We start from the raw sequence: 24,082 nt of genomic DNA on the forward strand, positions 1-24,082 counted from the left end.
CTCCATCTATTTCATTCAGGACAATCTTACCCGAAAAGCGCCTTGCACCTTTAGCGATCATGCCCTGGCCTGCTTCACAAGCCCCGAAATCACATCGCGAACCGACATGCCTTCCGCCCGAGCGGCAAATGTCAGCGCCATGCGGTGCTGCAGGATCGGCTCGGCCAGCGCATGGATGTCGTCGAGCGACGGGGCGAGACGTCCTTCATAGAGAGCGCGGGCACGACTGCAGAGCATCATAGCCTGTCCGGCACGCGGACCCGGTCCCCAGGCGACATGCTTGTCCGTCGATGCATTTCCCTGTCCTGGACGGGCCGAGCGCACCAGCGAGAGAATGGCATCGACAACGCTGTCGGAAACCGGCATCTGGCGGATCAGTTTCTGGATTTCCACAAGGCGGGCAGCATTGATCACGGCGTGGGGCGTTACTTCGCCGAGGCCGGTGGTTTCTAAAAGGATCTTTCGCTCGTCGGCAAGCTCTGGATAGTCGACATCGACCTGCAGGAGAAAGCGGTCGAGCTGCGCTTCCGGCAGCGGATAGGTGCCTTCCTGCTCGAGCGGGTTCTGGGTCGCGAGCACATGGAATGGCGCCGGCAGGTCGAAGCGCTGGCCGGCGATGGTGACGTGATATTCCTGCATCGACTGCAGCAGAGCCGATTGGGTTCGCGGCGAGGCGCGATTGATTTCGTCGGCCATCAGCAGCTGCGCAAAGATTGGCCCCTTGACGAAGCGGAAGGAGCGGCGGCCGTTCTCGTCCTGGTCCATGACTTCGGAGCCCAGGATATCGGAGGGCATAAGGTCGGGGGTGAACTGCACGCGATTTGCGGCAAGGCCAAGGACGTCGCCGAGCGTGGTCACCAGCTTGGTCTTTGCAAGGCCGGGAACGCCGACGAGGAGTGCGTGGCCGCCTGCCAGAACCGCCAGAAGCGTCTTCTCGACAACGCTTTCCTGGCCGAAAATCACTTTGGAGACTTCCGCGCGAATGGAGGCGATGTCTGCAAGGGCACGTTCGGCTGATGCGATGATGGCCTTGTCGTCCAGGCTCGTTTCAGTCGAATTCATCATGCCCATGTGCATCTCCAGCGGCTGAAAGGCGGTATTGTCGATTCGCAGTTCATACACATTTGCCCCATACTCAAGCAATTTATCCCCGTTGAGATGGCTGACAAGCGCGTTTCGAATGACTATCTCGTGAGGATTGTTTGTTAAGTGCAAACCGGGACGGAACGATGGCAGCCGAAGAGATCAGCGCGACAAGCGATGCAGCGTCCCTGGCGGCGCTCATTTTGCGAGCAGCCGGCGATACCGGTGACGGCAAACGCGGATTACCGCCGGTTGAGAGATGGAATCCGCCGTTTTGCGGCGATATCGACATGGAAATCCGTAGCGACGGCACCTGGTTCTACATGGGGACACCGATTGGTCGTGCGCCGCTCGTACGCCTTTTTTCGACGGTTTTGCGCAAGGACGAGGACGGAAAGACCTATCTGGTCACGCCTGTGGAAAAGGTTGGGGTACGCATCGTCGATGCGCCTTTCGTCGCCGTTGAGATGACCGCGACCACGCAGCACGGCGGGCCGGTGTTAACGTTTCGTACCAATGTCGGCGATGTCGTCGAGGCGGGAGCCGAGCATCCGCTTCGCTTCGTCGTTCATGGCGAGAACAATGAGCTGAAACCCTATCTGCATATTCGCGGTCGGCTTGAGGCTCTTGTCTCGCGCGCTGTGATGTATGATCTCGTCGAACGCGGGGAGACGCTTGAAATTGAAGGTGTCTCCATGTTCTGCGTTCGCGCCGGTGGCGAGGTCTTTCCGATCATGCGCGCCGCAGAGCTGGATGCCCTGGCGCAATGAGTGAGTTCCCGCTTTACTCGGCCTCGGAGTTTCGCCGCCGCGCCATGAACCAGACCGGCGGGCCTGCCGAACTTTCCTGGCGCGAACATGGCGACCATCTGCTCAATCCGGCGACCATTCTTCAGGTCGAGGGGCAGCCGCTTCGCGATGCTGCCGTGCTGGTCCCTGTGGTCGACGAAGGCGACGACGCCAAGGTCATCTTCACGCTGCGCACCGCGACGATGCGCAAGCATTCCGGTCAGATCGCCTTTCCAGGCGGCGCCATAGATCCCGACGATGCGTCGCCGGAGCGTGCGGCCATGCGGGAGGCGCAGGAGGAGATTGGGCTTGCGGATATCTTTGTCGAACCGGTGGCGCGGCTTCCGCATTACCTCGCGGCGACGGGGTTTCGGATCACGCCGGTGTTGGCTGTGGTCAAGCCCGGCTTCGAGCTGAGGCTGAACCCTACCGAGGTCGAAGACGCCTTCGAAGTGCCGCTGTCGTTTCTGATGGACCCGGACCATCATCTGCGCGACAGCATGCACTGGCGCGGAAGCACCCGCCATTTTTATCGCATGCCCTATGAGGACTGGATGATATGGGGCATCACGGCGGGCATCGTCCGCACGCTTTATGAGAGGCTTTATGCATGACCACGGTTGCCGGCAAGGGTTGGTTCAAGGACGCAGCGCTGACGCGGGTACTAGCATTGCTGAACGCCGATGGCGGCGAAGGACGCGTCGTCGGCGGCGCGGTGCGCAACAGCCTGATGGGCATTCCCGTTGCCGATATCGACATCGCGACGACGTTGCTGCCGAACGCGGTGACGAAGCGCGCGGAGGCCGCCGGGATCAAGGCGGTTCCGACCGGCATCGCGCACGGCACCGTGACGCTCGTCGTCGACGGCAAGCCATTTGAAGTCACCACGCTTCGCCGCGACGTCGAGACAGACGGCCGCCATGCGGAGGTCGCCTTCAGCACCGACTGGCAGGCCGACGCTGAACGACGCGACCTGACGATCAACGCGCTTTATGCGGGACGCGACGGCGAGGTGGTCGATCTTGTCGGCGGACTTGCCGACATCGAGAAGCGGAACGTCCGTTTCATTGGCGATGCCGCGACGCGAATTGCCGAGGATCGGCTGCGGATATTGCGGTTTTTCCGCTTCTTTGCCTATTACGGGTCAGGGCGGCCCGATGCCGATGGGTTAAGGGCTTGTGCCGCCGCCCGCTCGACACTGGGGTCGCTGTCGGCAGAGCGCGTCTGGTCGGAGATGAAAAAGCTTCTCGGCGCCAGGGATCCCGGGCGGGCTCTGCTATGGATGCGCCAGGTCAGCGTGTTGAGCGAGGTGCTGCCGGAGACCGAGAAATGGGGCATCGACGCCATTCCGTCGCTGGTTGCGACCGAACAGTCGCTCGGCTGGCGGCCCGACGCGGTGCTCCGGCTTGCCGCCATCGTTCCTCCTGATGCGGAAAGGCTGGTGAAGCTTGCCGAAAGGCTGCGGCTGTCGAAGGCGGAGGCCCTGCGGCTGCAGGCTTTCGCAACGGCGCCTGTCGTCAAGGACGACATTTCAGAAGCGACACTCGATCGGCTGCTTTACGTCAATGGAACCGATGGCATCGCCACGAGGCTCAAGCTGGCGCTCGCCGTTGCGCGCGGCAAGGCTGAAGACGATTTCGACGAGATGGCGCGCTCGGCGAGGCTCGGAAAATTGATGGCAAGGCTGGAGTGCTGGGAGAAGCCGACCTTTCCCATCGGCGGCACCGACGCACTCAACGTCGGCATCGGACCCGGCCCACGCGTCGGCGAAATCCTCGCTGCGATAGAGCAGCAATGGATCGCAGGGAACTTCGCGATGGACCGGGCGGCCTTGCTCGCCCGGCTCAAGGAAATGGCAGGTTGATCAGGCGGCACTCGCTTCGTTGCGGATGCGGGCCTTGATGTTGTCGACCATGTTTTCGCGGATGATCGTCTCGCCATGGGCATTTTTCATGTGATCGACGGCGCGGCGCACAACTTCCGCATCATTGTCGGCGCGTGTATGCCAGGCGCAGCCGGGCACGAGGGTACCACATTCGAACAGTCGCATATCTATCTCCTCATTCTGTGCGCTTCGGCCCTTTATGGTTCCAGAAACGCGATAGAGTCGGAAAGGTTCGGAGCCTGACATCGCCTCCTCCGGCGGCCGGGCTGCGTTGACGTGCTGTCATCAGCTATTCGGGCATTGCCCAGGCCTTAAAGCAATCGGATGATTCGTAGTCCGCGGCCGTGGTCCGCTTGGCGCGTTCGGACGCTGCGCGGGCGAGATCTACGGGCGAATTTCCCGCAAGCTGCATTTTCACCTGCTCGATAAAGCAGGAAAGCGGAAGGTCCGAGCCGCTCCTGTTTTTCAACTCTTCAGCCAGCCGGGTGATGAAATCCGGGGTGCCGATTGCCCGGGGATGGTCTTCGGCTTCTGCTACTCTTACGGCGGCGCCGCTGTTCATAGACATGACAATCCTCCTCCGATTGAAGCATGCTAATGCTTATGTGGTACTCCTTGGAAAAACTTGAAGGGCCGAGACCTGGATTTTACGCCATTCTGTCGCAGATGCCATCAACGGAAACTCTTGGTCCCCATCTTTGTGAAGCTACATGATTGAGCCCGGCTCCAGCGTGCCTTTGTAAGCGACAATCAGCCCGACCAGAGGTGCTGCAATCTCGACGTCAAAGCAGAAACGCCCGTTTCTCTCCGTTTCGGTGGCATGGCCTGCCGGCAGCAGAAACGAAGGCAATAGGATACCCCAAAGGGACCATCTGCGCGGGATCAGCCGCAACCGATCCTTTTCAACAACGAGGGCGAGGCTGACGTCGATAGCGCCGAAGCGCTCCACCAGCAGATAGTCGTTCTTCTTGGTCCCGCGCTTTTGAAGCGACGAGAACGTTCTGCCTCCAAAATTTCGGGTCCAACGTTCGCCGCCGTTCTCGGGAGAAAGGGTAACGCTGACCGGAACTTCAGCTGCAGCGTCGGGAAAACCGATGACCCGAGCAACAAGGCGGGCCATGACGCCACCCCCTCGGCAAACCTCCGCTTGCCCGGTCCAACTGCGGGCGTCCCTGGTATCATGCAGCGCCTTGACCTGCGCCGGCAACGCGTCGAAGGCGCTGCCCAGGATCTGCCGATATAGCGGGTCGGCCGACTGCCCATCCCGGCGAAACCCTGAATAGATTGCCCGGTTTTCAAAAAGCAGGTCGTAGTCCGCCAGTTCCAGCGCCCGCGTTGCCGGACGTGCTCCGGCTTGCGGCGTTATCCCGGCCAGATGCTTTCGAACGATGGCTTCAATGGCCATGGAGGGGATGTAGGGGCCGTCATCGCCTTCGGCCAGAACGTGCCAGCTTACCTCCAATTCCACACCGTCCCGCATCCCACGCGCCCAGACGAACATGCCGCCGCGATGTTCGCCGAACTTCATCATGTTCAGAACCCGGTAGAACAGGCCGGACAGAGGTGCCAGCGATGGCAATCCGAGTGTAGCGCGCATCTTAGCCAGCATGTTGAGCACTCGGTGCAGTATCTCCGGAACAGGCCCGGCCCCCATCCAGATGTCCCTCAGGCTCTTGTGCTCGGGCGGGATGACCTGCAGATCGGGCACATCCACCAGGGAGAAATGGACGTTCCGCAGCGGCAATCGTCCAGGCACTGCGATCGTATACCGCATGCTTTCCGTGAGACCCCGCGCCTGCGTCTTGATGCCGTTTCTCAGCAAGTTTACCGGGCCACCGGCGTAGCTGACGACAGCCCGCATGACGTTCAGCCCGATTCCAGCATAGGGGGAGGGAGCGATGCCGCCCTTGACCGATACGATGTCCATGGTCTTGGCCATCTCCCGCAAAACGGCGGCTGTAAGGACCGGAAAGCTGCTTGCACCGGACAGTGCGAACACGCCGGCTTGCTTCGCCTGCCCGTCGAATTGCTGCACGCCGAAGACAAAGTCGGCGGCATCCGAGAAATCCAGATAGTGAACGCCAGCGGCAATGCAGGCCTCGATGACACCGTAACGGTTTTCTCCGTAGGCCTGAAACGGGCCGGATGCATCCACGACCATGTCGGGTCGTTCGGTCTCAAGGCTCCGGGCGATGTCGTTTCGGTCGAGTCGCAGCGGGCGGACACGCGCCAGCCCGGAATATCCGGCACAGAACGCCGAGGCGCGAACCAGGCTGCGCCCACTCACTATAATTTCGATTTGCGCGAGATTCGACAGCAATACGGCCAGGCGTCCACCGAAGACGCCATATCCACCGAGAATAAGAATCTTCAAAATGGCAGCCTCTATAAATTTTGGAATCTGAAATCAGAGACAATTATTCCGAGAATGCAGCAGCTGTAAACAATCCGGCGGGCTTTACCTCAAGGCCAACGGACAACGGGCGGCAGTGACGACAGGATCGACTCGACGTTTCCGCCTGTCTTGAGGCCGAAAATCGTTCCGCGGTCGTAGAGAAGGTTAAATTCGACATAGCGGCCGCGGCGAACCAATTGTTCATCCCGATCCGCCTCTGTCCACGGGCTATTGAAGTTGGAGCGGACGATAGAGGGATAGACCTTGGAAAAGGCGGTGCCGACATCGCGGACGAAGGCGAAGTCCGCCTCCCAGCCGCCGGCTTTGTCGTCCGAGTGCAGCCAGTCGAAAAAGATGCCGCCGACGCCGCGTGGTTCGTTCCGGTGCTTCAGGTGAAAATATTCGTCGCACCAATTCTTATAATGCGGGTAATCCGCGACGGCGTGCCTTTCGCAGGCATCCTGCATGCTGTGATGAAAAAGAACGGTGTCGGGATCGTCCTGGGTGCGGCGACGGTCGAGCACGGGCGTCAGATCGGCTCCGCCGCCAAACCAATGGCTGGTCGTGACGACCATGCGGGTGTTCATGTGAACGGCGGGTACATTGGGATTGACGGGATGGGCGATCAGCGAGATGCCCGATGCCCAAAAGCGTGGGTCTTGGCTCGCGCCTGGTATCTGTGCGCGAAAATCGGGCGAGAATTCGCCGAATACGGTCGAGGTGTGGACGCCGACCTTTTCGAACACGCGGCCTTGCATCGTTGACATGCGGCCGCCGCCGCCTTCGCCGTTTTCCCGCAGCCAGTCCTTGGCCACGAAGCGGCCGGCCGGTCGATCTGAACGCGGGCCGGACAGTTCGTCCTCCAGCGCCTCGAAGCCGGCGCAGATCGTGTCGCGCAGGCTCTCAAACCAGGTACGCGCGGCGATTTTCTTCTGCTCGATGTCGTCAGGCAGGCCCGTCGGAAGCTGCGGTCTTTCCATGGATGGTCTCCGGCATTGCGCAACAAGCCACGGCAAGGCGCGGCTTCGACTTTAGCTCGTGTCTAGCAGCAGATATCCGTCGCCACCAGCCCGAACCATTGTCATTTTGCACCGGAGATTCGACTAGCAAATTCCAAAGGGGAATATTATCTTTGGTTTTTAGGCGAGGTTTCATGACAAAAATTCCGGGACCGCCGCCCCTCGATGGGCTGAAGCGTAGAATACACCAGTACCGCCAGGATCAGGTTGCCACGGGAAAAGGCGACTTCGTTCGCCAGACCTATTGTCTCAGCCTGCCGGATGCCCGTGCAAAGGCGCGTGAGTGGTTCGACAGTTTTCCGAAGGCTGCCTATTGGACGGAAGTCGAGAGCTGGCGCCAGATTGATGGCGACCGCATCGAGTTCACGATGCGGCGCCTGCCCACTGCCGATTGATGCGGCAGTGCTGCGTGTCGGTTATCTCGGACCTTCGCAATTAACCATCCAGGACACGCCGAAACGATCGACCAGCATGCCGAAGCGCAAGGCCCAGAAAGTTTGGCCGATCGGCATGGTGATATTGCCGCCATCAGACAACGCCGAGAAGTAGCGTTCCGCTTCGGCAGGCGTATCGACCTGCAGCGAGACGGAAAATCCATATTTCGTGCCGGTTGCGCCGGGCATGTTGTCCGAGCCCATCAGCGTTGCATTGCCGGCCACCAGCCGGGCATGCATGATCTTGTCGTCCCAGCCTGGCGGGACGTGGCCGGCCATTTCCGGAATACGGTGATCGATCATCATCACGATCTCGCCGCCGATCGCCTTCTGGTAGAATTCGAATGCTTGGCGGCAATCGCCGTCGAAAATGAGGTATGGCGTCAGTTGCATGGTGTTCTCCTCCCATGTCCTCTTGCAAGATCGGACCATACCATGCGCCCGCAAAGTGACGAGAATATATTTGTCAGAAGGAGGGTTGGCCGACTTAAGGAACGTCGCGAAGGCGGCTTTCGATCAGGAGGCCGCTTTCGTCGAGGATCGGGTGGGCGACCGATACGATGTGAGCGTTGATGCGTTTCAGGTCGCGCAGCATGTCGAGATGCAGCGAGCTTGTTTGCAGGCTGTCCATGCGCCCGTCGCGAAGGCGCTCCAGATGGCGCTCCGACGACTGCTTCTCCAGCCTGCGAACATCAACCTTAACCTCCATCATCTGGCAAGCGAGCTTGAAATCACGCGTCACGAGAATGGTCTGGGCAACGCGAAGGTTATCAATGGTCATGTTGAACAGGCTCTTCAACTCGCCATAACCGTCTTCCGAGAAGGTCAGGCCCTTGGTGATCTTCTTCGTCACCTGTTCGCACAGGCCCTTCTCGATGATATCGCCGATATGCTCGAGGTTGATCGCGTAGTCGATGATGACGATCGATCGACGACCCGTTTCCTCGTCCAATCCCTCGCGGCCCAACTTGGAGAGGTAGATCTTTATTTCCTGCTGGATGAGGTCCACCCGCTTCTCGAGCGCGGCTATTTCTCTAAGGGGTGCCAGGTCGTTGTTGATGAAGGCGTTTTCGGTCCGGATCAGCATACGCTCGATCAGATCGCCGACGCCCAGCACTTCGCGGGTGGCGCTCGCTAGCGCCACGACCGGCGTGCCGAGAGCCTGCTGGTCGAGGAACTTCGCGCCATCCTCTGTCTTCGGATCGTCTGCCACTAGCCGCAGCATGAGCCGCGAAATCAAGGGAGAGAAGGGCCAGGCCACAAGCGCCAGCGCGATGTTGAAAAACAGATGCGCATCGACAGGCAGCTTTGCCGGTGACAAGGGCAGGCTTTGCAGCAATTCTCCGGCATAGCCGGCAAGCGGCAGGGCGATCAGACAGCCGATGCCGCGCACGATCAGATTGCCGAGCGTCACCCGGCGCGCCGTGGCTGGGCCCGAAAGCGTCGCGACAACAGGCGGTACCGCGCCGCCGAGGTTGGCGCCAAGGACAAGAACGATGGCAAGAGCCGGCGACAGGATGCCCGTCGAAGCGAGCGACAGGATCAACACGACGACGGCAAGGCTTGAAGAGGAGACGAAGGCAAGGACCGCGGAGAAAATAAGTGCCACTGGCAGGGCGCCATCGAGCAGGCCGATGAAAGCGCCGAGCGCCGGGGATTCGCGCATCGGCGCGGTCGCAATGCTGAGAAGCTGCAGCGACAGCAGCATCAGGCCGATGCCGATCAGCGCCGTTCCCGCTCCCTGCTGGGTGCTGGACGAGCGGCGGTAGAGGACGATGCCTGACAGGATGATGAGCGGGGAGAGCCACTCGATGCCGGTCGCGACGATCCAGGCGGTGACGGCGGTGCCGACATTGGCGCCGAGCAGGACAATCTGGGCCATGCGTGGCAGCACGAGATCGCGCTCGACAAAGGAGGCGATCATCAGCGCGGTTGCCGTGGAGCTCTGCAACGCGATCGTCGCGATGAAGCCTGAGAGGAACGAACGGCTGGCGCTGCGGGTTCCGCTTGCAAGGCCAGTTCGAAGTCGTGCGCCGAACGCGCGCGAAACGCCATCTTTCACCTGCGCAAGGCCGAACAGCAACAATGCCACGGCGCCGAACAGGTTGATCATGACGATGGTTGAGCCCATTTCTTGTTTTTTCCTTTTCATGCCGGAGTGTTCCGAACCTGTCGGAGACACTGAAAAGGCATATATTTCAGTGTGAAGGAGGGCCGTTGGCTGGGCGACGCGGATCGCGCATTTTTGCTTGCCGGCTAAATATTATATGGCCAGATTTGATCGCGATTCAACACCATCCGCGACATTTTTTGGCGAGCTTTGAACCGCCCGAATTTGGCGTGGACAAGGCCTATCGCCAAGCGGTCTGCCGCAGTGCTTCACCCGTCATCATCGCGACTGACATGGCGATATTGATCGAGCGCTGACCCTCGACCATGGGAATGAGCGCGCGGCGATCGGCCCTGTCATGCACATGGTCGGGCACGCCGGCGCTTTCGCGGCCGAAGAGAAGAATGTCGTCGCTGCGGAATGCCATGTTGGTGTAGCGCTCTGCCGCCTTGGTCGAGGCAAGGATCAGCCGCCGTTTTGTGCCGGCGCGCCATTTCTCGAACTGGTCCCAGTTGACGTGCCGCACAAGATCGACCGAGGCGATATAGTCCATGCCGGCACGTTTCAGGTTGCGGTCGGAGATATCAAAGCCCGCGGGCTCGATGATGTCGACGCCGAGCCCGAGGCAGGCGGCAAGCCGGAGGATCGTTCCGGTGTTGCCGGCGATATCGGGCTGATAGAGGGCAATGCGCAAAAGGGTCATGGCTTTTTCTAACGCTAGTTGGAGCGGCGGCGGCCCGCTCCAACCCTTATGGCGAGGTTCCTCGGGCGACAGCGAAGGCGGAGGCAGTGGGCCTCGAACCACGAGGGCCCGGCGGCTGCAAGTCTTAGCAAGGCCGTGGGCAAAGGAGCAAGCGCCCTCGTCCTTCGAGGCAATTCTTGCGAATTGCACCTCAGTATGAGGGCTCAAAGTCCAGCCGCAACTTCACGGGTTCTCATACGGAAGTTCCTGCCATTTAGGTGGAATAGCTCAACCGAAATCCGGCCCTATCGCCCCTCACTTGCACCCTTCCTTATCAACTGCGGTTATGCCTTTCATCACAAACATTGCTATTTTCTGCGGCTTTTCGACTTTTCAGCTCATGAAATCGCGTGTATAGGTCAGGTGCTCCACAACTAGAAAAGGGAGGTTGAAATGAAGATTAGTTCGAACAATCGCCTCCTTGGCGTGATGCCGTGGTAAATTTCCAGGCTTTTTGCGCCGCGGTTTAGCGGTTTCCCCATTTTCAATTCATTGCGTGGCTACTACGGCCTCGTTCTTGCGGCACTCGGCTCCCATATCTGTCTGCGGCATTTGCGCGTGACGATGGCAGTCAGACCGTCGACGTTTCTGGAGCAATCATGTTTGGCTGGTTTGAACGGCAACTCAATCCCTTTCCTAGCGAGGAACCCAATGTTCCTCCGCGCGGTCTTTTTGCGTTTTGCTGGCATTATACGAGGCCGGCCGCTCCCTGGCTTGCGGCGATGGCGACGCTCACCATGCTCATTGCCATCGGTGAAGTGACGCTGTTCCAGTTTCTCGGGCAGATCGTCGACTGGCTGTCGCATACGGACAAGGCCACCTTCCTTCAGACAGAGGGCTCCAGGCTATTCTGGATGGCGATGATGGTGCTCGTCGGCCTGCCAGTCGCCGCTGTTCTCGACAGCATCATCATGCATCAAGTGCTGCTCGGCAATTACCCGATGATTGCCCGGTGGCAGATGCATCGGTTCCTGCTGCGTCATAGCATGACGTTTTTCGCCAACGAGTTTGCCGGTCGCGTCGCTACCAAGGTGATGCAGACATCGCTTGCCGTGCGCGAGACAGTCATGAAGGTGCTCGACGTTTTCGTCTATGTCGTCACCTATTTCATCACCATGATCCTGGTGATTGCAGCTGCGGACTGGCGCCTGATGATCCCGATCCTGATCTGGCTCTCAATCTACATCGGCATCGTCAGCTACTTCGTGCCGAAGCTGCGCAAAATTGCCGCGACCCAGGCCGATGCGCGGTCCTCGATGACGGGGCGGGTGGTCGACAGCTACACCAATATCGCGACCGTGAAACTGTTCTCTCATGCCGGGCGCGAGGAGACCTACGCCAAGGCCGGGATGAATGAATTCCTGCAGACGGTCTATCGGCAGATGCGCTTCGTCAGCCTGTTCCAGGCGTCGGTCTACATCAACAACTGCGTGGCGCTGTTTGCGGTCTCGGCGATCTCGATCGGCTTCTGGCTGAACGGGGCGATCTCGGTGGGCGCCATCGCCATTGCCATCGGCCTTGCGATGCGCGTCAACGGCATGTCGCAGTGGATCATGTGGGAAGTCTCGGCGCTGTTTGAGAACATCGGCACGATCTATGACGGCATGGAGATGATGACCAAGCAGCACGACATTGTCGATGCGGCTGCCGCACCTGCGATTGCCGCCAAGCAGGGTGGGATCGGCTTTGATCACATCCGCTTTCACTATGGCAAGGCCAAGGGGATCATCGAGGACCTGACGCTAAACATCCGCGCAGGCGAAAAGGTCGGCCTCGTCGGCCGGTCCGGTGCCGGCAAGACGACGCTGATGAACCTGCTGCTGCGCTTCTACGAGCTGGAAGCGGGAAAAATCAGCATCGACGGCCAGGACATTTCGAAGGTGACGCAGGAGAGCCTGCGTTCGCTGATCGGCGTGGTGACGCAGGACACATCGCTGCTGCATCGCTCGATCCGCGACAACATCGCCTATGGCCGTCCCGACGCGACCGACGCAGAGATCATCGAGGCGGCCCGGCGCGCCAACGCCTGGGAGTTCATTGAAGGACTGGCGGACCTGCATGGTCGCCAGGGGCTCGACGCCCAGGTCGGCGAACGCGGCGTCAAACTGTCGGGTGGCCAGCGGCAGCGCGTTGCCATCGCCCGCGTCTTCCTCAAGGATGCGCCGATCCTCGTCCTCGACGAGGCGACATCCGCGCTCGATTCCGAAGTCGAGGCCGCGATCCAGGAAAACCTGTTCGCGCTGATGAAGGGCAAGACCGTCATCGCCATCGCGCATCGGCTGTCGACACTGACCGAAATGGACAGGCTGGTCGTTCTCGACAAGGGTCGCATCATCGAGACTGGCAGCCACCACGATCTCGTCGCCAAGGGCGGCATCTACGCCGACCTCTGGAATCGCCAATCCGGCGGCTTCATCGCCGATCACTCGGAAGAGGCGGAGGCTGCGGCGGAGTGAGGGGCGTTGGATAGGCTGGTCGCAGAGCTCCCTGTCTATTGAGAACAGTTATTCAGAATGCTAGCCTCAAGCGATCACTCTGGAGATATAGCGCGATGGTGGCAGTTTCGATATCGCTGCCGGAAAGCTTGAAAAGCTTCATGGAGAGCCAGATCGCTAGTCGAGGCTTCGGCAATGTCAGCGAATGTTCGAAGTCTACTTTGAGAGGCTCAGGCGTGGGAGCACGACGATCGTCTGGAGGAATTGTTGCTTGACGGGCTGACCTGCGGGAAAGGCGAAGTGGTTGCAGAAGAGTTCTGGAACGACCTAAATGCGGAAGCTGCCGAGTTGCTTGCGAAAAGAACGTCCGGAAAGAAAGCTTGGTGAGGGTCGTTATTCAGCCGGCTGCCCGATCCGATATCCTGGCTCAAATGCGGTACTGAGCTAATCTCGATCGTAATGATTTGGCTGAACGATTTCTGGCAAACATTCGGCAGTCGATAGAGCGATTGACATTGTCGCCGAATGCAGTCGCTGCAAAATATTTCGATGATGCGGCAGTTGCGGGAATGCGCTCGTTGCCGGTGACGAGCTTCGAAGCTGTGCGAATCTTCTATTCGCCGATGAAGAGGAAGATGTTTGAGCTGATCATGAAGGCAGAAAAACAGCGAGAATATAACCCCACCCCATCGGCTCTTCCTTTGCGCTCCCTTTAAAACCACCTATATCGCTGGGATGCTGATCCGTTCGGTCTTCCGTGCCTTCGAAACGTGGCTTGATCCTTTCCATCGCAAGGGGGATTTGCGGCCGCCGCGGGCGTTGTATTGGTTTATCTGGCACTATGTCGGCCAGGCGAAGGGACCGTTTTTGGCGATGGCGGCGCTTGGCGGTGCTGTGGCGGTGCTCGAGGCCGCTCTGTTCTGGTTCGTCGGCCACCTCGTGGACATTCTCGACAAGGTGCCGCCGGGTTCCGGATGGAGTGGTTTGCTTTCCGGCCACGGTGCGGCACTTCTTGGCATGGTGTTCGTCGTCCTCATCGTGCGTTTTGCAGTCGTCAGCCTCGGCGCGCTGGTCGAGGAACAGGTCGTGGTGCCGGGCTTTCTCAATCTGGTGCGCTGGCAGGCCTATGCGCATGTGGCGCGGCAATCGCTGACCTTCTTCCAGAACGATTTTTCAGGCCGGATCGTGACCAAGGTCTGGTCGGCGGGGCAGTCGACCGGCGATCTGGTCGTGTCGCTGCTGCAGGTCGTTTGGTTCATCGTCATCTACGCCGTCTCGACCGTGGCGCTCGTGGGCGGGCTGGACTGGCGGCTGGCGCTGGGCATCGCCATCTGGATCGTGATTTTCTCGTTGCTCGCGCGTTATTTCGTCCCGCGCATCCGCCAGCATGCGCGCGACGCTGCCGAGGCATCCTCGATGCTCAACGGTCGCATGGTCGATGCCTATGCCAACATCCAGACATTGAAGCTGTTCGGCCGCGAAGACCAGAATGATCTCTATATTCGTGACGGCTTCGACCGTTTTCAGGCCGCCGTCATGCCGTTTACGCGGTTGCTGACGGGCGTGCGTTCGTCGCTGGCGCTGCTTTCCGGCGTGATGATCACGACGATCGCGGCGCTGGCCATCCAGCTCTGGCTGTCCGGTGAGATATCGACCGGCGGCGTCGCCTTCACGCTCAGCATGGTTCTGCGGCTCAACATGCTTTTCGGCCGCATGATGGCGCAGTTCAACGCCATCATGCGCAATCTCGGCACGATCCAGAATGCCGCAGAGATGATCTCCGAGCCGATCGGTCTCGTCGATACGCCCGACGCTGGGATGCTTAAAGTGGCGCGACCGGAAATCCGCTTTGAGAATGTGACCTTCCACTATGGCCGACTGGGCGGGGTGATCGACGATTTCTCGCTTACCATCCGCCCCGGTGAAAAGGTCGGCATCGTCGGCCGGTCCGGTGCCGGCAAGACGACACTCGTCAACCTCCTGCTGCGATTCTACGACCTCGAGGGCGGTCGTATCCTCATCGACGGGCAGGACATCTCGAAGGTTACACAGGAATCTCTGCGTGCCGAGATCGGCATGGTGACGCAGGATACGGCGCTTCTGAACCGATCCATTCGCGACAATATCCTGTTCGGGCGCCCGGATGCTTCCGGCGAGCAGGTATGGCGGGCGGCCAAACGAGCCGAAGCCGATCGCTTCATTTCCACTTTGGAAGACCAGAAGGGCCGCAAGGCGTTTTCGGCGCATGTGGGTGAACGCGGCGTCAAGCTCTCAGGCGGCCAGCGCCAGCGCATCGCGATTGCCCGGGTCATGCTGAAGGACGCGCCCATACTCATTCTCGACGAGGCGACCTCGGCGCTCGATTCCGAGGCGGAGGCGGCGCTGCAATCGAACCTCGAGAAGATGATGGCGGGCAAGACGGTGCTTGCGATTGCCCATCGGCTGTCAACGATTGCAGCGCTCGACCGCCTGATCGTCGTTGACAAGGGCAGGATCATCGAGGACGGCACCCACGCGGAGCTGCTTGTACGGGGCGGTCTTTATTCGGAGCTCTGGGCGCGGCAGTCGGGCGGCTTCATCGCAGCGGACGGCCAGTAAGACGCCTTATTTTGCCACCGTGAATTCCGTGAGCAGGCCGTAGTGGTTCGATCCCATCGCGTCTTCGATCCGCCTGACTGATATTAGTTGAAGCGGCGGTCGCGCGAAAACGTGGTCGATGCTGATGCCAAGCGGGCCGGCCCTGATCGGCCATGTCGAAGGTTCGGGAAAGAGGTGTGTAAGGCCCGATCTTCTCAGGAAGCGGCGCATGTCGGGTTCGATGACCGATGCGTTGAAATCACCGGCGAGTAGCAGCGGCTGCTGCACCGATTGCAGGATATCGCCGAGATAGTAGAGCTCTCCCTTATGGAAGTCGTCGAAATAGGGTTTGCTCAGATGCGCCGACGCAAACGCCACCGGCTGGCCGTCCATGTCGATGGTCGCCAGGATGAAGCGGTTGCGCCACAGCACGCTGAGATCGCGCATATCGGGCTTCAATAGCGGTCGCTTGGACAAGAGAAGAGAATCGCAGTCCTCCGTCATCACGCCGCAACCGATGCGATAGGGGTAGACGACCGAGATGCGGGACATCTCGGACAAGACCGGGGAGGCCTCGAATATCTCGACCACGTCGGCCTTGGAACCCACGATAAGGTCGGCAATGCGCGCGCCGTTTTCAAAGTTATCGTTGTCGATGTTGAAGGAGAGGAGGCGGAATGAAGGCTGAGCATCTGCCGACACCGGGGAGGCGGCATGCTCGCGCAACATGACAATCGAATGGCAGGCAAGCAGGAGGCTGGCGATGAGAAGAGCCCCGGCATACCAATGCCGCCTGACGATCAGCGCCAACACCGCGCCTCCCGTGCAGGCAAGGGCGATATGGGTCTGGAGGCTTTCGAAGAAGGCGAGCATCCAGGTGTCGCTGACATAGCGGGCGGCGAGGACGCCCAGCATCAGCGTCAGGAGGACACACAGCACGCAATAGACGGTGTCTCTCATGGCGGCGGTCTGGCCCCTGTGTGCGGTTCGCTGTCGAGCGAGTAGCACGAGGCTGAAACTGTTGCAACGCAACAGGATTTGCGGCGTTTGCGTCACGACGCAACGTGGAATTATATTGCTGGAATCTTGCGATATTTCATGCGGTTAAGCGGAGCCGCACGCGCTGGGTGAATTTAAGTTGCATCGCAGCGGCGAAATGGTGCGCTTTTCCCGCGACATTGTGCCTCCACCCCTTGCCAAGACTGGACATAATTTGCGATCAAGCATAGAACGCGGCGGGTTACGGAGGAATCTATGGCGGAATTGTGTCCATATCGATTCGCCGGGCGTCGAGGGGGTCTGCGGGTAAACTGCAGTTTTTGCGCAAAGAGGATGGTCCAGCCGTGAGCGAACACGACATCAATAGTGAAACCATCGGCGAGCCTACTCGCCGCGATTTCCTTTATCTCACAGCAGGGATGGCGGGCGCAGTCGGTGCCGTTTCGGTCGCATGGCCGTTCATCGACCAGATGCGCCCCGATGCGTCGACCTTGGCGCTTGCCTCGATCGAGGTGGACATTTCCAGCCTTACCGCTGGCAGTTCGCTGACGGCCAAGTGGCGCGGCAAGCCGATTTTCATCCGCAATCGCACCGAGAAGGAAATCGCCGATGCGAAGGCGGCGGCGCTGACCGATCTCAAGGATCCGATCGCTCGCAACGCCAATTTGCCGCCTGACGCGACGGCGACCGACATCGCCCGCACGGCAGGCGAGGGCAAGGAGAACTGGATCGTCATGATCGGTTCATGCACCCATCTCGGTTGCGTGCCGCTCGGCACGGCGGGTGAATATGGCGGCTGGTTCTGTCCGTGCCACGGCTCGGTCTATGACACTGCCGGTCGTATCCGGAAGGGTCCCGCGCCCCAGAACCTCGCCATTCCGCAATTTTCATTTACGTCCGACAAAGTGATCAAGATCGGTTGAGGGGGATACTGAATCATGAGTGGTCATTCATCGTACGAGCCTTCCACAGGGCTCGAAAAATGGATTGATTCGCGGCTTCCGCTGCCGCGTCTTGTCTATGATAGTTTTGTTGCCTTTCCAGTTCCGCGCAACCTCAACTATGCCTATACCTTCGGCGCGATGCTGTCGGTTATGCTCGTGCTGCAGATCCTGACTGGCGTCGTGCTGGCCATGCATTACGCTGCCGAGACGACAGTTGCTTTCAACTCGGTCGAAAAGATCATGCGCGACGTCAACGACGGCTGGTTGTTGCGCTATATGCACGCCAACGGTGCCTCGTTCTTCTTCGTCGCGGTCTACCTTCATATTGCACGTGGCCTTTACTACGGCTCTTACAAGGCACCTCGGGAAATCCTCTGGATCCTCGGCGTCATCATCTACCTCCTGATGATGGCAGCCGGCTTCATGGGCTACGTGCTGCCCTGGGGCCAGATGTCGTTCTGGGGTGCAACCGTCATCACCGGCTTCTTCTCGGCCTTCCCCTGGGTCGGTGAGTGGGTCCAGCAGTTCCTGCTCGGTGGCTTTGCGGTCGACAATCCGACGCTCAACCGGTTCTTCTCGCTGCATTATCTGCTGCCCTTCATGATCGCCGGAGTCGTCGTCCTGCATATCTGGGCATTGCACGTCACTGGCCAAACCAACCCAACGGGCGTCGAGATCAAGTCGAAGACCGATACCGTCCGCTTCACGCCCTATGCGACGATGAAGGATGCGCTTGGCGTCTCGGTGTTCCTGCTGGTCTATGCCTATTTTGTCTTCTATCTGCCGAACTATCTCGGCCACGCCGACAACTACATCCCGGCAGACCCGCTGAAGACACCTGCCCATATCGTTCCGGAATGGTACTTCCTGCCGTTCTACGCGATGCTGCGTTCGATCACCTTCAACATCGGACCGATCGACTCGAAGCTTGCCGGCGTATTGACGATGTTCGGCGCGATCGCCGTCCTGTTCTTCGTGCCCTGGCTCGATACTTCGAAGGTGCGCTCGGCAGTTTATCGCCCCTGGTACAAGCTGTTCTTCTGGCTGTTCGTTGCCAATTCCATCCTGCTGGGCTGGCTCGGCTCGCAGCCGGCGGAGGGAACCTATGTGACGATCTCGCAGTTCTCGACGCTCTATTATTACGCCTTCTTCCTCGTCATCATGCCGGTTCTCGGTCTGGTCGAAACTCCGCGGCGCATTCCGAATTCGATTACGGAGGCGGTGCTGGAAAAACGAAACGGCAAAGCTGCCGTTCCGGTGCAGGCGTGAGAGCGGGCAAGAGGAACAGAACAATGAACAAGCTTGTTGCAAGCCTTCTCTCTCTCGCGGTGATCGGCGGTCTCACGACCGCTGTCGCCGTCGCCCAGGAAAAAAAGCCGGCCGCGGAAACCGCAACGCCAACCTATCCGATCAAGGAACCGCGCGAGCAGAGCTGGACCTTCGCCGGTCCGTTCGGCCACTACGACAAAGCGCAGCTGCAGCGTGGCCTCAAGGTCTATGCGGAAGTCTGTTCCGCCTGTCATTCGATGAACCTGGTTCCGTTCCGGACGTTGGGAGACCTCGGCTATTCGCCGGCGCAGGTAAAGACTTTCGCGGCCAAATACGAAACCCAGGACGGCCCGAACCCGCAGGGCGAAATGTATACCCGCAAGGCCTTGCCTTCGGACCACTTCCCAGCACCGTTCCCCAATCCGGAAGCAGCGGCTGCCGCCAACAACGGGGCCGTGCCGCCTGACATGTCGCTGCTTGCCAAGGCACGCGAAGTCGAGCGTGGGTTTCCGCGTTTCGTCTTCGATATCTTCACGCAGTATCAGGAAAACGGACCGGACTATATCTACTCGCTGTTGACGGGCTACGAGGAACCACCAGCCGGCTTCCAGCTGCCGCCGGGTTCGCACTACAACCCGTATTTCCACGCGGCTCCATCATTCGCAATGCCGAAGCCGCTTTCCGACGGCCAGGTCACCTATGACGACGGCGCGCCGCAGACGGTCGATCAGTACGCCAAGGACGTGTCCTCCTTCCTGATGTGGGCCGCAGAACCCCATCTTGAAGATCGCAAGCACATGGGCTTCATGGTGATAATATTCCTTCTGATCTTTACGGTGCTGATCTATCTGACCAAGCGCTCGATCTACTCCAAGGTCGAACATTGAGCGCTTTGACTAAAGCGCATCGAGATCAAAAGGCGGCTCACAAGCCGCCTTTTTTGTTGGTAACCAACATGGCTGTTGATAGGGTGCGCCCGATACATCGACCCCTCAGACTATGGACTTCGCATGGACACCGTCGCTTCTGAGCTTGCCGCCAGCATCCGCTCCATCCCGGATTACCCCAAGCCAGGGATCATCTTTCGTGACATCACCACGTTGCTCGGCAATCCGCGTGCCTTTCGCCGTGCCATCGATGCGTTGGTGCAGCCTTACGCCGGAACGAAGATTGACAAGATCGCCGGCATGGAGGCGCGCGGCTTCATTCTGGGGGGTGCGGTTGCGCACCAGCTTTCAGCCGGTTTCGTGCCGATCCGTAAGAAGGGCAAGCTGCCGCACGATATCGTGCGGATCGCCTATAGCTTGGAATACGGGGTTGACGAGATGGAGATGCACCGCGATGCGGTCAACCCCGGCGAAAAAGTGATCCTTGTCGACGACCTGATCGCAACCGGCGGCACGGCCGTCGGCGCCACGCAGCTGCTGCGCCAGATCGGCGCCGAAGTGGTCGCCGCCTGCTTCGTCATCGACCTGCCGGATCTCGGCGGCCGCAAGAAGCTGGAGATGCTGAACGTTCCGGTTCATACGCTGGTGGAATTCAGCGGGCACTAGCGGCCCAGATTGCGTTTCTCTGTCCCGGCAGATACCCTTCATCCGACCCTTCGGCCAACCTTCTCACTAAGGGTAGAAGGTGAAAGCGGCGGATGAGGGGCTGCCCGACGAGCAATGGACAGTGACACACCAGCGCTACTCGAATTCTAGCACAGTGCTTTCGAAGCGCAGGACGGGAACGCCATTCTGGTTTTCGCCTTCGCAAAGGATGGTGTTGAGGGTCCATCCCGGACGGGAGGCGAGGGCGCGGCTTGAGAGCAGCGTCACGGAATAGGTGACGGTATCGCCGGCAAAAACAGGCTTCAGCCATTGCAGCGTCTGGAAACCTGCCGAAGGGCCGAGCTTCGGAGGCTCGATACCTTCGTTTTTAAGGCGCGCGGTCTCTTTCGACCAGTAGGTGACGAAGCTCTTCATCCAGACGGAACATGTATGCCAGCCAGAAGCGCAGAGCCCGCCGAAGAGCGAATTCTTTGCGGCCTCCGGGTCGACGTGGAAGGGTTGCGGATCGAAGCGCTCGGCAAAGTGAATGATATGTTCCTCGTCGAAGGTGTAGGACCCGATCATGGTCCTGGTGCCGAAGGCATAAAGCTCCTTCATTTTCATGGGGAGACCTCCGCCGCTCTCATGCGAAACATGGTCGAGTTCTCGCCGAGGCAGACGAGTTCACCGCGCTGGTTGTCGACCTCGTGGCGGAACTTGACGATGCCGATGCCTGGCCGCGAGCGCATCGGCCGGGCTTCGAGCACGATCGACCGACCGGAGAGCGTGTCACCTGCGAGAACCGGTTTTTTCCACTCCATGAAGTCCACGCCGGGCGCACCTTCCGATTGCGAATTCAGGAGGTAGCTGTCGATCATCATCCGCATGAACATCGAGGATGTATGCCAGCCCGATGCGGCAAGGCCGCCAAGGATGCTGGCGCGTCCGGCTTCCTCGTCCATATGCATCGGCTGAGGATCGAATTCGCTGGCAAATTCTATGATTTCGGCTGCGGTGACGGCCTTCGGACCGAGGAGGAAAATCCTTCCGGGTTGAAAGTCCTCGAACTGCAATTTTTGTTTGTCCATTCGTCCAGTGCCTCCCTATCCTTGCGAGCCTGCTTACAATAGCCTTGAACAAGGCTCAACGATTCCTGAGGGATAAACTGCATGGCTGATCTGAGATCGGTGCTCGACGAGGCAACCGATGCTGCTTTGATCTCACCTGAAACCAGCGAAAAACTGCTGTATTTTCTGATGGATCGCGGCGTCGTTATCGCGCAGGGATACCAGGCCGCCCAACCGGAACGGCCCCATACGCTGGCTGAGGAACTTTTGTCCGTGGAGCCGGATACGGAGACGCCGCGCTTTGTTCGCGGCTTCCATGACATCCTGATCACCATTGGCGTGGTCATTCTGCTGAGCGGCTTGTGGGGCATCGCGACGCTCTATGCCGTCCTGCCTGCGATACTTCTGCTTTCGGAAGTGCTCGTGAGACGTCAGCGACTGGCCTTGCCAGCGGTGGCTCTGACGATTGCCGTCTTCGTCTGGACTGGCAAGTTCATGACTGCCTGGTTCCCGATATCATACGACTTCCTGGCGCCCACGCATTTCGCGATCCCTTTGCTTGCTGCATTTCCAATCGCGCTCGGCCTTTATTATCTGCGCTATCGAGTGCCGTTGTCGTTTGCGCTTTCCGTCATGTCGGGCTTCGCGCTTCTGTTGGACCTGTTTGTCCGCGCCATGCAAAGTTTTGGGAGTGATCCTTCCTTTCCACTCGATAACCTGAGGCTTTTTTCAGTCGTTCTTCTAGTAGCTGCGCTCACGCTTTTTGCCACGGCATTGTATTTCGACCTCCGTGATACCAGACGCCAGACCCTACGCTCTGACATCGCATTCTGGCTTCACATGGGTGCTGCGCCGGCGCTGTTGTACAGCGTCGTATTCGTCTTCATTGGCCAGATTTCGTTCGCCGAGGCAGATCAGGCGAGAAATGGGTGGACATCCGTGGTGGTGGTAACGGTCGTGGTCCTTATGCTGATCGGTCTTGTGATCGACCGGCGCGCCTTCGTCACGGCCGGGCTGATGTCCTTGGGTGCCGCGATCTTCGGGGTGTTCCGCACTGGCGGCGCCAGCGTCGACACCTACCTTTATTTGACGCTTCTGATCGTCGGCGTCATCGTTCTCATCATCGGCGTCGGCTGGGTGCCGCTGCGCCGGCTGACGCTGCGTCTTCTGCCGCAAAGCCTGTCGAGCAGGTTGCCGCCTACTCTTTAAGGCTTGGGCACGGTCAGGAGCCGGGTGCCCAAGGGTTTCAGGTGTTGAAGCGGAAATGGATGACGTCGCCGTCCTGGACGATATATTCCTTGCCTTCGTCGCGGGCCTTGCCGGCATCCTTGGCGCCCGTCTCGCCGTTGAAGGCGATGTAGTCGTCATAGGCGATGGTGTTGGCGCGGATGAAGCCGCGTTCGAAATCCGAATGGATGACGCCGGCAGCCGCCGGGGCCTTCGTGCCCTGCTCGATCGTCCAGGCTCGCGTTTCCTTCGGGCCCACGGTGAAATAGGTGATGAGGTGCAATAGCTTGTAGCCGGCGCGGATCAGCCGGTCGAGGCCTGCCTCATCGAGACCGAGCGCCGACAGGAATTCCTTGGCTTCGTCTTCCGGCAGCTGGGCCACTTCGGATTCGATTGCTGCCGAGATGATGACGGTCTCAGCACCCTGTTCCTTGGCCATGACCGCGACGGCTGCGGTGTGCTCGTTGCCGGACACCGCGTCCTCTTCCGCGACGTTGCAGACATAGAGGACCGGGTGCGAGGTCAGGAGATTGAGGCTCTTCAGAATGGCGGTTTCTTCGGCGTCGAGCTTCGACAGCATCGTGCGGACCGGCTTGCCTTCGTTCAAAAGCTTCAGCGAGGCGTCCATGATCGGCAGCAGTGCCATGGATTCCTTGTCGTTGCTCTTGGCGCGCTTGCGGGTCTGCTCGGTACGGCGCTCGAGGCTTTCGAGGTCGGCGAGCATCAGCTCGGTCTCGATCGTGTCGGCGTCGCCGACGGGGTTGATGCGGCCTTCGACATGGGTGATGTCGTCATCCTCGAAGCAGCGCAGCACATGGACGATGGCGTCGACTTCGCGGATGTTTGCCAGGAACTGGTTGCCGAGGCCTTCACCCTTGGACGCGCCGCGCACGAGGCCGGCAATGTCGACGAAGGAGATGCGGGTCGGGATCAGTTCCTTCGACTTGGCGATATCGGCAAGCTTGCGCATGCGTGGATCGGGCACGGCCACTTCGCCAGTGTTCGGCTCGATGGTGCAGAACGGATAGTTGGCTGCCTGCGCCTGCGCCGTCTTGGTCAGCGCATTGAAGAGGGTGGACTTTCCAACATTCGGAAGCCCGACGATACCGCATTTGAAGCCCATGGCTCTGACACCTGCTTTACTTGAATTGTTTGGCAGTGCGTATGAGATAAAGGAGGAGGGCGGTCAAGTCTTTCGGCATTTGGCATGCTTCCATCTTACCGGCAAAGCAAAACTCCCTTACCGTATGTCGCGAACGGATGGGGCCATGGTCAGACTTAAAATGACATCAAAAGGGCTGGTGACCTTGAAGAAGGAGGTCCTGGATCATCTCGGCGTCGAGCCGGGAGATTATGTGGACATCGATCTTTTGCCGAGAGGTCGACTTCATATACAGGGATCGTCGAAGCGAGGCATCGAAGATTTTTTCGGTTCATTGAAAATCGAACACGATCTGCATTTCGCGATAGAAGAAATGAACGAAGCAATTGAGAAAGGCTGACTAGGCCGGCGACCCATCAAAATCTCACTCTCTTTCTTGAATCACCGCGGGTGCGGCGCAATATAGACGCAAAG

The 24,082-nt window shown here is 59.5% G+C and carries 25 protein-coding genes; 13 read left to right on the forward strand and 12 right to left on the reverse strand.

Annotated features, from left to right (window positions below; genetic code table 11):
• Nucleotides 1-57: 57 nt before the first annotated feature.
• Nucleotides 58-1,071, reverse strand: coding sequence for an AAA family ATPase (locus AB4Z52_RS02585; protein WP_442216645.1), 1,014 nt, complete (start codon nt 1,069-1,071; stop codon nt 58-60).
• A 158-nt stretch (nt 1,072-1,229) separates the two neighbouring features.
• Here AB4Z52_RS02585 and AB4Z52_RS02590 point away from each other — a divergent pair, with 158 nt between their 5' ends.
• Genes AB4Z52_RS02590 through AB4Z52_RS02600 form a run of 3 tightly spaced genes read left to right on the forward strand, consistent with a single transcriptional unit; the run spans nt 1,230 to nt 3,735 of the window.
• Nucleotides 1,230-1,853 (forward strand): DUF1285 domain-containing protein, encoded by a 624-nt coding sequence (locus AB4Z52_RS02590; RefSeq protein ID WP_442216321.1) that lies wholly within the window; start codon nt 1,230-1,232, stop codon nt 1,851-1,853.
• Nucleotides 1,850-2,485 (forward strand): CoA pyrophosphatase, encoded by a 636-nt coding sequence (locus AB4Z52_RS02595; protein WP_442216322.1) that lies wholly within the window; start codon nt 1,850-1,852, stop codon nt 2,483-2,485. Before AB4Z52_RS02590 ends, AB4Z52_RS02595 begins: the two co-directional genes overlap by 4 nt.
• Nucleotides 2,482-3,735, forward strand: coding sequence for a CCA tRNA nucleotidyltransferase (locus AB4Z52_RS02600; RefSeq protein WP_442216323.1), 1,254 nt, complete (start codon nt 2,482-2,484; stop codon nt 3,733-3,735). The genes AB4Z52_RS02595 and AB4Z52_RS02600 overlap by 4 nt, the downstream gene beginning before the upstream one ends.
• Here AB4Z52_RS02600 and AB4Z52_RS02605 read toward each other — a convergent pair whose 3' ends face one another.
• The 4 genes from AB4Z52_RS02605 to hemF all read right to left on the reverse strand — a co-directional run bounded on the left by AB4Z52_RS02605 (nt 3,736) and on the right by hemF (nt 7,131).
• Complete coding sequence (locus AB4Z52_RS02605) at nt 3,736-3,921, reverse strand: DUF1059 domain-containing protein (protein WP_442216324.1); 186 nt, start codon at nt 3,919-3,921, stop codon at nt 3,736-3,738.
• 124 nt (nt 3,922-4,045) lie between these two features.
• A complete protein-coding gene (locus AB4Z52_RS02610) occupies nt 4,046-4,324 on the reverse strand; it encodes a hypothetical protein (RefSeq protein WP_442216325.1) in 279 nt (92 codons plus the stop codon).
• 138 nt (nt 4,325-4,462) lie between these two features.
• Nucleotides 4,463-6,130, reverse strand: a complete 1,668-nt coding sequence (locus tag AB4Z52_RS02615; RefSeq protein WP_442216326.1) for a DUF4166 domain-containing protein — start codon at nt 6,128-6,130, stop codon at nt 4,463-4,465.
• Between the two features lie 89 nt (nt 6,131-6,219).
• Entirely contained in the window at nt 6,220-7,131 is a 912-nt protein-coding gene (gene hemF / locus AB4Z52_RS02620; RefSeq protein ID WP_442216327.1) for an oxygen-dependent coproporphyrinogen oxidase, read from the reverse strand.
• Between the two features lie 173 nt (nt 7,132-7,304).
• On the opposite strand from hemF, the gene AB4Z52_RS02625 reads away from it, so the two are divergent.
• Entirely contained in the window at nt 7,305-7,565 is a 261-nt protein-coding gene (locus AB4Z52_RS02625) for a hypothetical protein (RefSeq protein WP_442216328.1), read from the forward strand.
• A 21-nt stretch (nt 7,566-7,586) separates the two neighbouring features.
• Here AB4Z52_RS02625 and AB4Z52_RS02630 read toward each other — a convergent pair whose 3' ends face one another.
• The 3 genes from AB4Z52_RS02630 to AB4Z52_RS02640 form a co-directional block, all read right to left on the reverse strand.
• Nucleotides 7,587-7,997, reverse strand: coding sequence for a VOC family protein (locus AB4Z52_RS02630; RefSeq protein WP_442216329.1), 411 nt, complete (start codon nt 7,995-7,997; stop codon nt 7,587-7,589).
• Nucleotides 7,998-8,091: 94 nt separating this feature from the next.
• The gene (locus tag AB4Z52_RS02635; protein WP_442216330.1) at nt 8,092-9,735 is read right to left on the reverse strand and encodes a Na/Pi cotransporter family protein; all 1,644 of its coding nucleotides are present in this window, start codon (nt 9,733-9,735) and stop codon (nt 8,092-8,094) included.
• 220 nt (nt 9,736-9,955) lie between these two features.
• Nucleotides 9,956-10,417, reverse strand: a complete 462-nt coding sequence (locus AB4Z52_RS02640; RefSeq protein WP_442216331.1) for a tRNA (cytidine(34)-2'-O)-methyltransferase — start codon at nt 10,415-10,417, stop codon at nt 9,956-9,958.
• 638 nt (nt 10,418-11,055) lie between these two features.
• On the opposite strand from AB4Z52_RS02640, the gene AB4Z52_RS02645 reads away from it, so the two are divergent.
• From AB4Z52_RS02645 to AB4Z52_RS02655, 3 genes are all read left to right on the forward strand, one after another.
• Nucleotides 11,056-12,912 (forward strand): ABC transporter ATP-binding protein, encoded by a 1,857-nt coding sequence (locus tag AB4Z52_RS02645; RefSeq protein ID WP_442216332.1) that lies wholly within the window; start codon nt 11,056-11,058, stop codon nt 12,910-12,912.
• Between the two features lie 488 nt (nt 12,913-13,400).
• Nucleotides 13,401-13,607, forward strand: a complete 207-nt coding sequence (locus tag AB4Z52_RS02650; RefSeq protein WP_442216333.1) for a hypothetical protein — start codon at nt 13,401-13,403, stop codon at nt 13,605-13,607.
• 19 nt (nt 13,608-13,626) lie between these two features.
• Nucleotides 13,627-15,489, forward strand: coding sequence for an ABC transporter ATP-binding protein (locus AB4Z52_RS02655; RefSeq protein WP_442216334.1), 1,863 nt, complete (start codon nt 13,627-13,629; stop codon nt 15,487-15,489).
• A gap of 6 nt (nt 15,490-15,495) precedes the next feature.
• Here AB4Z52_RS02655 and AB4Z52_RS02660 read toward each other — a convergent pair whose 3' ends face one another.
• Nucleotides 15,496-16,428 (reverse strand): endonuclease/exonuclease/phosphatase family protein, encoded by a 933-nt coding sequence (locus AB4Z52_RS02660; RefSeq protein ID WP_442216335.1) that lies wholly within the window; start codon nt 16,426-16,428, stop codon nt 15,496-15,498.
• Between the two features lie 383 nt (nt 16,429-16,811).
• On the opposite strand from AB4Z52_RS02660, the gene petA reads away from it, so the two are divergent.
• The 4 genes from petA (at nt 16,812) to AB4Z52_RS02680 (ending at nt 20,233) form a co-directional block, all read left to right on the forward strand.
• Nucleotides 16,812-17,390 carry a ubiquinol-cytochrome c reductase iron-sulfur subunit gene (gene petA / locus AB4Z52_RS02665; RefSeq protein ID WP_442216336.1) on the forward strand — a complete coding sequence of 193 codons (579 nt, stop codon included), beginning with the start codon at nt 16,812-16,814 and terminating at the stop codon, nt 17,388-17,390.
• A 15-nt stretch (nt 17,391-17,405) separates the two neighbouring features.
• Nucleotides 17,406-18,680 carry a cytochrome b gene (locus AB4Z52_RS02670; protein ID WP_442216337.1) on the forward strand — a complete coding sequence of 425 codons (1,275 nt, stop codon included), beginning with the start codon at nt 17,406-17,408 and terminating at the stop codon, nt 18,678-18,680.
• A 23-nt stretch (nt 18,681-18,703) separates the two neighbouring features.
• On the forward strand, nt 18,704-19,567 hold the full coding sequence (locus AB4Z52_RS02675; protein WP_442216338.1) for a cytochrome c1: 864 nt from the start codon (nt 18,704-18,706) through the stop codon (nt 19,565-19,567).
• 123 nt (nt 19,568-19,690) lie between these two features.
• Nucleotides 19,691-20,233, forward strand: coding sequence for an adenine phosphoribosyltransferase (locus AB4Z52_RS02680; protein ID WP_442216339.1), 543 nt, complete (start codon nt 19,691-19,693; stop codon nt 20,231-20,233).
• A 135-nt stretch (nt 20,234-20,368) separates the two neighbouring features.
• On the opposite strand, the gene AB4Z52_RS02685 is transcribed toward AB4Z52_RS02680, so the two are convergent.
• Both AB4Z52_RS02685 and AB4Z52_RS02690 read right to left on the reverse strand, forming a co-directional pair.
• Nucleotides 20,369-20,836 (reverse strand): MaoC family dehydratase, encoded by a 468-nt coding sequence (locus AB4Z52_RS02685; protein WP_442216340.1) that lies wholly within the window; start codon nt 20,834-20,836, stop codon nt 20,369-20,371.
• Entirely contained in the window at nt 20,833-21,300 is a 468-nt protein-coding gene (locus AB4Z52_RS02690) for a MaoC family dehydratase (protein WP_442216341.1), read from the reverse strand. Before AB4Z52_RS02690 ends, AB4Z52_RS02685 begins: the two co-directional genes overlap by 4 nt.
• Before the next feature lie 81 nt (nt 21,301-21,381).
• On the opposite strand from AB4Z52_RS02690, the gene AB4Z52_RS02695 reads away from it, so the two are divergent.
• Nucleotides 21,382-22,488: a hypothetical protein gene (locus AB4Z52_RS02695; protein ID WP_442216342.1), complete on the forward strand. Its 1,107-nt coding sequence runs from the start codon at nt 21,382-21,384 to the stop codon at nt 22,486-22,488.
• 37 nt (nt 22,489-22,525) lie between these two features.
• Here the strand turns inward: AB4Z52_RS02695 and ychF are convergent, their stop codons facing one another.
• Nucleotides 22,526-23,629 (reverse strand): redox-regulated ATPase YchF, encoded by a 1,104-nt coding sequence (gene ychF, locus AB4Z52_RS02700; protein ID WP_442216343.1) that lies wholly within the window; start codon nt 23,627-23,629, stop codon nt 22,526-22,528.
• On the opposite strand from ychF, the gene AB4Z52_RS02705 reads away from it, so the two are divergent.
• Nucleotides 23,628-24,008: an AbrB/MazE/SpoVT family DNA-binding domain-containing protein gene (locus AB4Z52_RS02705; RefSeq protein WP_442216344.1), complete on the forward strand. Its 381-nt coding sequence runs from the start codon at nt 23,628-23,630 to the stop codon at nt 24,006-24,008. The genes ychF and AB4Z52_RS02705 overlap by 2 nt on opposite strands.
• Nucleotides 24,009-24,082 lie beyond the last annotated feature (74 nt).

It is taken from the genome of Rhizobium sp. 2YAF20 (genome assembly GCF_052114685.1).
Classification (GTDB): domain Bacteria; phylum Pseudomonadota; class Alphaproteobacteria; order Rhizobiales; family Rhizobiaceae; genus Rhizobium.

Bases quoted from the DNA above. Each gene is read 5' to 3' on its own strand.
- AB4Z52_RS02585 (WP_442216645.1), bottom strand. From the start codon at position 1,071: ATGGGCATGATGAATTCGACTGAAACGAGCCTGGACGACAAGGCCATC.
- AB4Z52_RS02590 (WP_442216321.1), top strand. From the start codon at position 1,230: ATGGCAGCCGAAGAGATCAGCGCGACAAGCGATGCAGCGTCCCTGGCG.
- AB4Z52_RS02595 (WP_442216322.1), top strand. From the start codon at position 1,850: ATGAGTGAGTTCCCGCTTTACTCGGCCTCGGAGTTTCGCCGCCGCGCC.
- AB4Z52_RS02600 (WP_442216323.1), top strand. From the start codon at position 2,482: ATGACCACGGTTGCCGGCAAGGGTTGGTTCAAGGACGCAGCGCTGACG.
- AB4Z52_RS02605 (WP_442216324.1), bottom strand. From the start codon at position 3,921: ATGCGACTGTTCGAATGTGGTACCCTCGTGCCCGGCTGCGCCTGGCAT.
- AB4Z52_RS02610 (WP_442216325.1), bottom strand. From the start codon at position 4,324: ATGTCTATGAACAGCGGCGCCGCCGTAAGAGTAGCAGAAGCCGAAGAC.
- hemF (WP_442216327.1), bottom strand. From the start codon at position 7,131: ATGGAAAGACCGCAGCTTCCGACGGGCCTGCCTGACGACATCGAGCAG.
- AB4Z52_RS02625 (WP_442216328.1), top strand. From the start codon at position 7,305: ATGACAAAAATTCCGGGACCGCCGCCCCTCGATGGGCTGAAGCGTAGA.
- AB4Z52_RS02630 (WP_442216329.1), bottom strand. From the start codon at position 7,997: ATGCAACTGACGCCATACCTCATTTTCGACGGCGATTGCCGCCAAGCA.
- AB4Z52_RS02635 (WP_442216330.1), bottom strand. From the start codon at position 9,735: ATGGGCTCAACCATCGTCATGATCAACCTGTTCGGCGCCGTGGCATTG.
- AB4Z52_RS02640 (WP_442216331.1), bottom strand. From the start codon at position 10,417: ATGACCCTTTTGCGCATTGCCCTCTATCAGCCCGATATCGCCGGCAAC.
- AB4Z52_RS02645 (WP_442216332.1), top strand. From the start codon at position 11,056: ATGTTTGGCTGGTTTGAACGGCAACTCAATCCCTTTCCTAGCGAGGAA.
- AB4Z52_RS02655 (WP_442216334.1), top strand. From the start codon at position 13,627: ATGCTGATCCGTTCGGTCTTCCGTGCCTTCGAAACGTGGCTTGATCCT.
- AB4Z52_RS02660 (WP_442216335.1), bottom strand. From the start codon at position 16,428: ATGAGAGACACCGTCTATTGCGTGCTGTGTGTCCTCCTGACGCTGATG.
- AB4Z52_RS02670 (WP_442216337.1), top strand. From the start codon at position 17,406: ATGAGTGGTCATTCATCGTACGAGCCTTCCACAGGGCTCGAAAAATGG.
- AB4Z52_RS02675 (WP_442216338.1), top strand. From the start codon at position 18,704: ATGAACAAGCTTGTTGCAAGCCTTCTCTCTCTCGCGGTGATCGGCGGT.
- AB4Z52_RS02680 (WP_442216339.1), top strand. From the start codon at position 19,691: ATGGACACCGTCGCTTCTGAGCTTGCCGCCAGCATCCGCTCCATCCCG.
- AB4Z52_RS02685 (WP_442216340.1), bottom strand. From the start codon at position 20,836: ATGAAAATGAAGGAGCTTTATGCCTTCGGCACCAGGACCATGATCGGG.
- AB4Z52_RS02690 (WP_442216341.1), bottom strand. From the start codon at position 21,300: ATGGACAAACAAAAATTGCAGTTCGAGGACTTTCAACCCGGAAGGATT.
- AB4Z52_RS02695 (WP_442216342.1), top strand. From the start codon at position 21,382: ATGGCTGATCTGAGATCGGTGCTCGACGAGGCAACCGATGCTGCTTTG.
- AB4Z52_RS02705 (WP_442216344.1), top strand. From the start codon at position 23,628: ATGGCTCTGACACCTGCTTTACTTGAATTGTTTGGCAGTGCGTATGAG.
- ychF (WP_442216343.1), bottom strand. From the start codon at position 23,629: ATGGGCTTCAAATGCGGTATCGTCGGGCTTCCGAATGTTGGAAAGTCC.